Origin of the sequence: Gluconobacter sphaericus NBRC 12467 (assembly GCF_006539125.1) — a bacterium.
Lineage (GTDB): Bacteria > Pseudomonadota > Alphaproteobacteria > Acetobacterales > Acetobacteraceae > Gluconobacter > Gluconobacter sphaericus.
This window is the reverse complement of sequence record NZ_BJMK01000051.1, coordinates 1-10422: the sequence shown is the minus strand read 5'-3', so window position 1 is coordinate 10422 and position 10422 is coordinate 1. Positions and strand designations below refer to the sequence as shown.

Genomic DNA, 10422 nt, shown 5'->3' with positions numbered 1-10422 from the left:
GATGGACAGCAGTCTTAAAGCATTTCTTGAGAGCCAGATCAGCGAGCTCGAACAACGGATTGAAGGAGTTATTGCACAGGGCAAAGAACTCTCTGCCAAAGCAGATCTTCTCCGTTCCATTCCTGGTATCGGCCTGGTATCAGTCGCCATGCTTCTCGCCGAAATGCCAGAGCTCGGCCGCATGACAGCGACAGAAGCCGCTGCCATGACCGGACTTGCACCAATAGCTCATGATAGTGGCGCGATGCGCGGGAAACGTGTCATTTCAGGGGGAAGAAGATCTTTCCGCCACGTCCTGTTCCAGGCAGGATTGGCTGCTGCCTGCCATAATCCGGTTCTGAAAGCTGTTGCCAAGCGTATGAAAGAGCGGGGTAAGCCACACAAACTGGTGATCGTCGCTATCGCACGGCGTCTCGTCACAATCGCCAATGTCGTCCTCAAAACCGCCCTGCCATGGCGCATTAGCTCCGCCGCTTAAACACAGTTGCTAGTATTGCCAAGGCACTTGCCGAAGCGGGGGCTGCTGTCGTCCTCAATTACGCCTCCAGCAAATCCGGAGCCGACGCCGTAGTCTCTGCCATCGCGAGCAATGGCGGTCAGGCCGTTGCTGTTCAGGGAGATGTTTCCCATAAATCCGATGCCAGGCCATCGTAGATGCGGCGGTCAATCAATTCGGGCGCTTGGATATTCTCGTCAATAATTCCGGGGTTTATGAATTTGCTTCGATTGACGAGATCACCGAAGAGCACTTCTATCGTCTCTTCAATATCAATGTGCTGGGCACTCTACTGACGACGCAGGCCGCAGCCAAACATCTTGGTGATGGCGGTAGCGTTATCAATATCAGCTCCGCTGTATCTCGTATTACGCCACCAAATTCTGCGGTCTATACGGGAACAAAGGGAGCCGTTGACGCCATCACAGGTTCTCTTGCCCGTGAACTGGGGCCAAGAAAAATCCGGGTCAATGCTATCAATCCTGGCCTGATTGAAACAGAAGGCACCAAAACTGCCAATGTTGTGGGTTCTGAAATGGAGCAGTTCATTATCTCACAGACCCCATTGGGACGTAGCGACCAAGTTCAGGACATTGCTCCACTTGCCGTTTTCCTCGCCTCTGATGACGCTCGCTGGCTGACAGGCGAAACACTCATTGCCTCCGATGGCTTACGTTGACGTTTGACGTTAACCCGGCAGACCTCTGCCGGGTTAACGGATTTTCAAAACAACTGGGCTGCTTCTGGCCGGAACGGTCCGTTCCCTTAGTTTTTTGACATCTCCTTTCGTGACGGGAGATTGCCGGTTTCCCCATGACGAGCGAACAAAGGTCAGCACGTCCGCAATTTCGCCATCGGAAAGCTGCGTGCGATATGACGGCATCCGATAGGAATCTGGCACTCCGGCCGCGACGACACGGCCAGATCCGTTAAGTGTGACGTTGATGGAGGAGGAACTGTCCGGCAGCAGAGACGAAGCTGCTCCTGCCAGCGGCGGCACCCATTCCCCCTGCCCGCGCCCATCCGTCCCATGACAGAAACTGCATTTCGCCATGTAGGTCTGCGCACCCGGGATGCTCTGTCGTGCTGCGGGTTGGAGAGACGCAGCCTGTGTCGGCTCATACTGCCACGGCGCTCCGTCTCCTTGCTGATCGCCTTGCAGAGACTTGAGATAATGCGCGACAGCCCGCAGATCGTCATCCAAGAAAAACTGCGTCGAGTTGTTGAAAGCCTCTGTCATGGAGCCGAAAACGACAGCATGTTCGTTCCGGCCGGTCTTGAGAAAACGGAAGACATCGTCCTCGCTCCACCGACCTAGACCCGTGTTGGGATCATTACGCAGGCTGGGCGCAAACCACCCGTCAATCAGCGCTCCGGAGACAAAGACCGCACTATGGCTGTCTGTCCCCTTTTCGTTGAAGGCCAGACTTCGCGGCGTATGACAGGCCCCGCAGTGCCCCGCTCCTTCAACAAGATAGGCCCCTCGGTTCCATTGAGCATCTTTGGAGGCGTCCGAGCGATAAACGTCTGACGGGGCAAAAACCACATTCCAGAAAGCCAGTGGCCAGCGCATATTCAATGGCCAGGGAATTGTACTTTTTCTGTTTTTCCGATGAACGGCAGGCACGCCTTTCATGAAATAGGCATACAAAGCCCGGACATCCTCATCGGACAGTTTTGCATATGATGGATAGGGCATTGCAGGATACATGCGGCGTCCATCCTTGGCGACGCCGGACCGAATGGCACGATCAAAGTCAGCAAGCGTATAGGTGCCAATACCTGTTGTTTGATCTGGCGTGATATTGGTCGCAAAGATGGCACCCATTGGAGTGACCATTTTCAAACCACCAGTATACGCTGCACCGTCTGGTACACTATGACACGCCACGCAGTCTGAAAGACGTGAGATATACTCACCGCGAGATACAAGCGCAGGCGAAAGATCAGGAGAAATCACGGAATCAAAATGAGACGCGGGCGTGCGGGATACAAACCAGGTAACGCCAGCCGTTAGAACAACAGCAGTCGGCGCGAGAACTGTGAGAGCTTTTTTCAAACGGTTGTTCATGTGTTAATCCGCATCGTTATGGGCTCGCATGGGAGGTGTCTGGTAACCGCCAGTTTATCAGCTCTGAAAATCATGACGTGACAGCGGCATGCTGCGGATACGACGCCCGACGAGTGTCGACACGGCATTGGCAACGGCTGGGGGAATGGCGGGTAAGGGAGGCTCACCCACGCCTCCCATTTTCTCACCACTTTCCACGATTTTTACATGAACGCGCGGCATATGATCCAATGTGAGAATAGGATAGCCATCATAGTTCCGGGCCCGTGGCATACCATTCTCATATATAGTTTCTTCCAGGAGTACCTGGGACAGGCCCAGAGCAACTGCTCCGTTGATCTGAGCCTCTACAATAGCCGGGTTGACGATGGAACCTGGATCCAGAGCTTCCCAGATCTCGTGCACATGAACCTGTCCCTGCTCAATTGATACTTCGGCTATTGCCGCGGCCTCAGAGCCAAACGGAGATGCCATACCGATCCCCCGGGCTCGTCGGGAGCCATCTGCCGCAGTGAAGGGGCCGCGCTTCCAGCCGCCAGAGAGGTCCACTACGCCCTGGAGCAGGGTGGTAAGACGATTATTCCCTCGTAACAGATGGCGACGGAGTTCATACGGATCCTTGCCCCCCTGATCCGCCAGCTCATCCAGAAAAGTTTCGTAGAGAAAGTCATTCATGGAGTTGCCGACCGAGCGCCAGTATCCAAGCGCAGTCGGGCTTTTGACATAGCGTTGGGCAATGCGACGATTGGGAATGTCGTAGGCCTTGCCTGTTAAGCCTTCGAGGGCTGACGGATCCAGATTTTTGCCCCGTTTGGGACCTAACCCTTCAGTTGGCCCTTCAGTCGCGCTGATCGCTTCAAGCGCCACAGGGTAGCCGCTTATATCAAGGCCACCGCGGAACTTGACAACCGCTAGCGGACGCAGAGCATCGCGCAGGAATTCTTCTTCGCGGCTCCAGATCAACTTGATGGGGCGCCCTGTCGCTTTGGCCAAAAAGATCGCTTGCGGATAGGGGTTGGCGTGATCGTAAAGGAAATGACGACCGAAAAAACCACCCAACAGTGGCGAATGAATAGTGATTTTTTCGACATCAAGACCGGTACGCTTGGCCATATCGGCACGGAACATATCGGGGGCCTGATTGGGCAGCCAGATATCCAGTGTTCCGTCAGCATTGTAGCGGGCAAGCGCAGAAGGCGGCTCGAGCTGGGCGTGATTGACATACTGACTGGAATAGGTTGCCTCAAGAACAGTATGAGCTTTTTTGAAAGCCTGTTCTGTATCGCCTTTAGTCTCAGCGTCGTCTATCTTTCCGGATGCCGTCTCAAGATGTGTTTTGTATGACTCTGAAGAAAAATCAGCCGGCATCACACGCATGGTTTCTACGGCATCGGGAGTAGCTTCAGCCCAGTCCACGAGAAGGGCTTCAGCTCCCCGCTTGGCATGCCACCAGCGTTCAGAGACCACAGCGACAGCGCCCGGCAGGTGGTGAACAGAGTGGATGCCCCGCATGTTGCGGACCTGCTCTTCATTGCGAATGGACGCGATGACCATTCCAAGTCGGGGGGCATGCTGGACAGCCGCATGGAGCATTCCCTCCACATGCATATCAATCGTATATTCCGCTTTTCCGGTTGATTTTTCATAAATATCAAGCCTCTGTACGGGCTTTCCTATCCACCGGAATTGTGAGGGGTCTTTTAGTGTCACAGTCGCAGGATCCGGGATCGGAAGATCCATAGCGATATGCGCGAGGTCTCCATAACGGACAGTTCGTCCAGATCCTGTATGTACGACATAGCCGGGTTGTGTGGTCAGTTCAGCCACAGAAACGCCCATCTGCTGGGCGCCAGCCTGCAGGAGCATTTCCCGCGCCAGGGCACCAAGACGACGCATGGGAGCATAGCCATCCCGTACAGACATGCTCCCGCCCGTAATGCGCATGCCGCTATCCATGACGGTGTATTCGTCGCCTGCCGGTGCATTCTCAACGATAAATGTTTCCGGATCAGCATCGAGCTCTTCACCGACGATTTGCGCCATTGCGGTGAACGTTCCCTGACCACCTTCGATAAAAGGGCTTTGCAGTCTGACCGTGTTGTCCGGGCGAATTTCAAGGAATGCAGGGACCTGTGTCCCACGAAATTTCGGAGACTTCGCATCGCTGGCGCGAGCCTGTCGTGTCGGTAACCCAAACCCGAGAACAAATGCTCCAGCTGCTGCACCGCTTGATGCTTGCAGGAAACCACGACGGGACAGATTAACGGGTACTTGCGCAGCTTCTGCGATATTTTCGAACGGGCCTCTGCTCATGCTCAGGCACCTCCGTTTTCAGAAGAGGACGCAAGGTCATGGATCGCGGCGCGGATGGCATTATAGGTTCCACACCGGCAGAGATTGACCATGGCGGCGTTGATATCATCATCTGTCGGATGAGGAATCTGCTTGAGGAGAGAAACGGCTGCCATCACCTGACCTGACTGACAGTACCCGCATTGAGGGACCTGATGTTTGACCCATGCCGAGACAACGCGTTTGCCGAGCTCGTCCTGTTCTATCGCTTCAATGGTTGTGACCGCAGCGCCTGCCACCCTTTCAACGGGCGTGACACAAGACCGGACAGCCTGACCATTCACGAGGACCGTGCAGGCCCCGCATTGCGCGAGGCCGCAACCATACTTCGTACCCGTCATGGCAAGGTCATCACGCAGAGCCCACAGCAGGGGAGTTTCTGGCTCGATCTCAAGCTGATGCGTTACGCCGTTTATGGTGAGATCCATCGTCTCGACTTTCACTCTCAAGAACAGACTTTTTGAAAAGAACGATATCTGTTCGGAACTCAAACAACTATGTGCATTCTATTCATAAAGTTGATGAACAGAATGCATGAATGAGATTTCAGGTTTTGAAACGCTTTTCTGCGATCCACTTGATGCGCGCAGGGTCGCGATGATCAGTGAACAGACTTGCGCTTGTATCAAGACTGGCAATCAGGTTCATGTCCTGATCAGTAAGTTGGAAATCAAAAATAGCAAAATTTTGCCGGATCCGCTCCGGATTAACGGACTTGGGGATAGTAACAACCTGGCGTTGTATCAGCCAGCGCAAGACGACCTGAGCAACGGAGCGATCATATCGCGAAGCAATGTCTTGCAGAATGGAATTGCTGAACAGATTGTTTCTTCCCTCGGCGAAAGGACCCCAGGATTCAATCTGAACATGGTTTTCGGTTAGAAACTTCTGGAGGTCACGTTGCTGATGGAAGGGGTGTGTCTCAACCTGATTAACCGCAGGAGCAATGCGGTTAAAGGCGATGAGGTCCATGATCCGGTCTTCCTGGAAATTACTGACACCAATGGCCCGGATCAGCCCGGCATCCTGTAAGTCTTCCATTGCTCTCCAGGAACCATGAACATCCCCATAGGGTTGATGGATCAGATACAGATCAAGGTATTCGAGCTGCAGGCGTTTTAACGAGCGATGAAATGCTGCTTTGGTCGGCTCGTATCCTTCGTCCTGGACCCATAATTTGGTTGTAACAAAAATTTCGTCACGGGGAATGCCACTTGCTGCGATGGCGCGGCCGACAGCGGCCTCGTTCTCATACGCTGCCGCTGTATCTATCAGACGATAGCCCGTATTGAGCGCCTCGAGTACCGAGGCCTCACATTCAGAATCATCGGTCATTTGGTAAACACCAAACCCGAGGAGAGGCATTTTCACACCATTATTCAGCGTAATATGGGGATATGAAGTCATTATCTGGCACTCCTTGGGAAAAGGGAGATCATTCGGAATGAGCGGAATTGTCAGAGGGACGGGCCGTCAGGACGAAATGCTGTGTTGAGAGTTCTGCGAGATCGCATCAGAAATCCGCCGATTATGGCCCCCAGCAGTACCATCCAGCTTCCGAACGAGAATGCAGCGGTACTCGATGTCAGAGTATTCAACGCCGTATCAGAGACATCGTTTGCATCAGCTGCTGTGGCGACAGATGCGATCAGCCCCAGACCAAACGAGGCGCCGACCTGATGAGCCATATTGAGAACACCTGACGCCGCCCCCACATGGCGGACATCGATCTCGCTGATACCTGCAGCAGTCATCGGAGCCAGACAAAATCCTTGTCCTGCGCCGATAAGGATCATGGGTAGAGCAATGGATCTCCAGAATTCTGCAGGATAAGGCATATGGGAAAGCCACTGCAAACCGACAAAAATCAGGAGTAATCCCCCGATCATAACCGGGCTGTCACCAAACCGGCGGATCAGACCAGGCACCAGGGCCGGAGACAGGCAGGCAAAGACCGTCATGGGAAGAAACGCCAACCCTGCCTTCAAGGCGCTGAAATGGAGGCTTTCCTGCATGAATTCTGAACCAAAAAAGAAGAATGCCACCATAGGTCCAAGAAAGAGAAAGCGTGCAAGATATGCTCCAACTCGGCGACGGCTGGAGAAAAGCATGAGGGGAATTAGAGGCGAAGCGGTACGATTTTCATGCCAGACCAGAAGGGCCAGCAGAGCAACGCTCACTATGAGGAAAGTAAGGACGTCCGTGGAAAGCCATCCATGCACGGCTGTACGTGACACACCGTAAATCAGAGAGCCAAAACCTGAGGTTGAGAGGATGGCTCCTGGAAAATCAAAACGTATTTTCTGCGGGGGATTCTCATGCAGATAGCGTCTGCTTGCAAATATCAGCAAACTGCTAAGCGGCAGGTTCAACAGAAAGCCGGCACGCCAGGAAAGGACATCGGCCAACCATCCACCCAACACCATTCCAACGCTGGCCCCAATCCCCGCTGTCGATCCGTACCAGGCAACTGCACGATTGCGCTCTTCGCCTTCTTTGAAATGTAGAGCAAGAAGAGCAAGGGCTGCGGGTGCAACAAAGGCAGCACCCAACCCTCGAAATGCTCTGGCAAAGAGAAGCCAGGAAGGAGATTGCACGCCTGCGATAGCGATCGATGCGGTCATGAAAATCCATAAGCCCGCTTCAAGAGCTTTCCGTGCACCTAAGGCGTCGCATGCTCTGGCGCCAATCAGAAGAAAACCACCAAAAAACAGTGTGTAAATGCTTTGCGCCCAGGACAACGTAGTCGGACTCAATCCTATCTCGGCCTGGATGTGAGGCAGGCCGGTCATGATGATCGACGTATCAACCAGAATTATAAGATAACTGCCGATAATAATACCAAGAACGTAAGTGTTATTCTTTATCGGCACTGGATCATGGACCATCAGTTTTGAGGTTTTATTGATTGCGTGATCATTCCTCAGCCTATTGGAATGAATTCATTTTCAAAAGGTGAATTTCCTTGTTAACCTCTGAAGATCAGCTTCATAATAAATTGGGATTATATCGAAATTGTATCGAAGTAATTTGGGGCACATTGCTGCGTTTATCGCAGTCGCTGACGAAGGTAGTTTCACGGCCGCCGGACGGGTTCTGGCAATTTCGGGTTCAGCTGTAGGACAGGCTATTCGGCAATTCGAACACGACTTGGGAATGCAGCTTTTTGTCCGAACAACGCGATCCGTGGCCCTGACAGAAAAAGGGCAACTCCTTTTGTCCGATCTCCGTCCGGTTGCCCATGCTCTCTCAGAGACGCTGCAAAATGCGAAATTATCTGCGAATAGACCGGTGGGAAAACTGCGTCTGCTTTCACCACGTTCTGCCGTCGAGCAGATTCTGCTCCCTGCCTTACCAGAGTTCTCTAAAAAATACCCCGATATCGATGTCGATATCACCGTTGCAGATACTGATCTTCAATTACCCGCCGCAGAATACGATGCTGCGTTGAAAATTGGCGAGTTAATTAGTTCTGAAATGGTTGCGGTTCGTTTAGGCCCTGAGAAAAGACAGGTTGTTGTTGGAACGCCGGCTTTTCTGAAGCAATATGGTCAACCGGAGCACCCCAAGGATCTGGTTAACTTCCCCTGTGTTCGTTGGCGATGGTCAGGGCAGGAACATGCATATGATTGGGAGTTTCATGATGGGAGGAAATGGTTCTCTGTCCATGTTAAGGGACCGGTTCTTCTGACGGACAGGCAACTGGGCCTTAAACTGACGCTCGCAGGTTTTGGGCTCTGCATGGTTAGTTCTCCCGATGCGCAGCCTTATCTGGATAATGGTGAACTGGTAGAGTTATTCCCTTCTTACTGTCCGTTATATCCCGGATGGCATATTTGTTTCCCTCGGCAACATTATATACCTAAGCCGTTAAGACTTATGATTGACCATCTTCGTCGATTTCATGTTGGAACGTGACATTCTGTACTATATCGCGTCAATTGGATGCAATTTATGAGATCTTACTCTGCTTTCTTATGGATATTATTTGGAAGCTTTTTGAGTTTCCCAGCGCTTTGTCACGCTGCGTTGTCTCACTGCGATCCTGTTGCTTATGGTGCACGGCATGACGGACACACAAATGACGGTCCGGCTATTCAACGTGCCATTGCAGCCTGTAGCGAGGCAGGTGGTGGCGTGGTGTCGTTGACGTCAGGAAGATGGTTGAGCGGGCCTTTATCTCTCAAAAACCATGTCACGCTGAATCTGACGAAGGGAAGTACCCTTCTGGGGAGTTCGGACACTCATCTTTTCCACTGGGCCTTTCTGGGGAATCCAGCGCAGCCCGGTGAAGCCCTTGTTTCTGCGATTGATGTTCAGGACGTGGCTATAACCGGTCAGGGTCATATTGATGGGAATGGTGCCGCTGTCTGGTGGCCTCAAGCCGTACAGGCGCACAAGACGCAGACCTCAGGCCCTTTACCTTACGGGCCAGATTATCCGGGGGTTCCTGCTGCTAATGGTCTGCCACGCCCCTGGCTGATTGAGTTCTCGCATGTGCAACATGGAGGAATCTCAGGCATTACGGCGAGCAATTCTCCAATGTGGACAGTCGTTGTAAGGGAGTCCAGTCAGATCGGGATCGATCATCTCACGATCCGCAACCCTGCCTCGTCTCGGAATACCGATGGTATTGATCTCGTCTCCTCAAATCATATCGCGATGAGCAATCTCGATATTGCAACAGGGGATGACAACATCGCCATCAAGTCCGGTTTGACACAGCCGGGCCGGGCTGCAAGCGATATCAGCATTACACAGTCCCGCTTTGGCGTAGGACACGGTCTGTCCATTGGTAGCGAGCTGGCCAATGGGGCTCATCATATTAGAATTTCTGACGTCTCGTTTCAGAACACACTGTCCGGATTGCGGATTAAGTCTGGGCGAGATCGCGGCGGGGATATTGGCCGGATTAGCGCGGAACATGTGATGATGGATCATGTTCGGGTTCCACTGTCGATCAGTGATTATTATGTAGGGCAGCCCGGGGGAACGCAGCAGACTGCGTTAATGGCCGACCCCGCTGCTCCGGTAACGTCAACAACCCCACATATTCACGATGTCACCATAACAGATCTGACTGCGACAAATGCGGAGACGGTTGGCGTTGTGTTGGGTTTGCCCGAGGCACCGATTGGGAGGCTCATTTTGAGAAATATTCGCCTGTCGGCCCGGAAAGGCCTTCAGCTTAGTCATGTTCGCGGAAGTGCCTCTGGAAGCACGCTCACAGTCCAGACGTCTCCAGTTCTTAAGTGTGGACCTGGTGTGCATATTGACAGCTCAGAGCTGCGCTGTCCGGACGAGAGAAGCGTTCATGAATGAAGTATTGTCCTATGTCAGTGCCACGTTTTACCCGATCTGCTTAGGCTCAGGACCCATTGATTTGATTATGGAAATCTGATTCAGGCTCTGCGAGGAGACTGGCAATGAGCGACCTGTTTTGGCTGCCGGATGAACAGATGGATCGTCTGCGGCCCTTTTTCCCAAAGAGCCACGGCAAACC

At 52.8% G+C, this 10422-nt stretch carries 8 protein-coding genes and 2 pseudogenes; 5 read left to right on the top strand and 5 right to left on the bottom strand.

Annotation, left to right across the window (positions count from 1 at the left end):
* Together GSP01_RS13785 and GSP01_RS13780 are read left to right on the top strand one after the other, a co-directional pair.
* Positions 1-478, top strand: a 478-nt coding sequence (locus GSP01_RS13785; RefSeq protein ID WP_141354435.1) for a transposase, incomplete at its 5' end; no start/stop codon positions are given.
* Between the two features lie 14 nt (positions 479-492).
* Positions 493-1175 (top strand): annotated as a pseudogene (locus tag GSP01_RS13780) (SDR family oxidoreductase).
* A 33-nt stretch (positions 1176-1208) separates the two neighbouring features.
* Here GSP01_RS13780 and GSP01_RS13775 read toward each other — a convergent pair.
* The 5 genes from GSP01_RS13775 to GSP01_RS13755 all read right to left on the bottom strand — a co-directional run bounded on the left by GSP01_RS13775 (position 1209) and on the right by GSP01_RS13755 (position 7807).
* Positions 1209-2567, bottom strand: coding sequence for a c-type cytochrome (locus GSP01_RS13775; RefSeq protein ID WP_141354433.1), 1359 nt, complete (start codon positions 2565-2567; stop codon positions 1209-1211).
* A 57-nt stretch (positions 2568-2624) separates the two neighbouring features.
* Complete coding sequence (locus tag GSP01_RS13770) at positions 2625-4880, bottom strand: xanthine dehydrogenase family protein molybdopterin-binding subunit (protein WP_141354431.1); 2256 nt, start codon at positions 4878-4880, stop codon at positions 2625-2627.
* A 2-nt stretch (positions 4881-4882) separates the two neighbouring features.
* Positions 4883-5347: a (2Fe-2S)-binding protein gene (locus tag GSP01_RS13765; protein WP_141354429.1), complete on the bottom strand. Its 465-nt coding sequence runs from the start codon at positions 5345-5347 to the stop codon at positions 4883-4885.
* Between the two features lie 118 nt (positions 5348-5465).
* Positions 5466-6326: an aldo/keto reductase gene (locus GSP01_RS13760; protein WP_141354427.1), complete on the bottom strand. Its 861-nt coding sequence runs from the start codon at positions 6324-6326 to the stop codon at positions 5466-5468.
* 50 nt (positions 6327-6376) lie between these two features.
* Positions 6377-7807, bottom strand: coding sequence for an MFS transporter (locus GSP01_RS13755; RefSeq protein ID WP_141354425.1), 1431 nt, complete (start codon positions 7805-7807; stop codon positions 6377-6379).
* A 127-nt stretch (positions 7808-7934) separates the two neighbouring features.
* Between GSP01_RS13755 and GSP01_RS13750 the strand changes: the two genes are divergently transcribed.
* The 3 genes and pseudogenes from GSP01_RS13750 to GSP01_RS13740 form a co-directional block, all read left to right on the top strand.
* Positions 7935-8837 carry a LysR family transcriptional regulator gene (locus tag GSP01_RS13750; RefSeq protein WP_306414198.1) on the top strand — a complete coding sequence of 301 codons (903 nt, stop codon included), beginning with the start codon at positions 7935-7937 and terminating at the stop codon, positions 8835-8837.
* Positions 8838-9083: 246 nt separating this feature from the next.
* A complete protein-coding gene (locus GSP01_RS13745; RefSeq protein ID WP_348536422.1) occupies positions 9084-10241 on the top strand; it encodes a glycoside hydrolase family 28 protein in 1158 nt (385 codons plus the stop codon).
* A 104-nt stretch (positions 10242-10345) separates the two neighbouring features.
* A pseudogene (locus GSP01_RS13740) lies at positions 10346-10422 on the top strand (IS5/IS1182 family transposase); the annotation flags it as partial.

Bases quoted from the DNA above. Each gene is read 5' to 3' on its own strand.
- GSP01_RS13775 (WP_141354433.1), bottom strand. From the start codon at position 2,567: ATGAACAACCGTTTGAAAAAAGCTCTCACAGTTCTCGCGCCGACTGCT.
- GSP01_RS13770 (WP_141354431.1), bottom strand. From the start codon at position 4,880: ATGAGCAGAGGCCCGTTCGAAAATATCGCAGAAGCTGCGCAAGTACCC.
- GSP01_RS13765 (WP_141354429.1), bottom strand. From the start codon at position 5,347: ATGGATCTCACCATAAACGGCGTAACGCATCAGCTTGAGATCGAGCCA.
- GSP01_RS13760 (WP_141354427.1), bottom strand. From the start codon at position 6,326: ATGACTTCATATCCCCATATTACGCTGAATAATGGTGTGAAAATGCCT.
- GSP01_RS13755 (WP_141354425.1), bottom strand. From the start codon at position 7,807: ATGGTCCATGATCCAGTGCCGATAAAGAATAACACTTACGTTCTTGGT.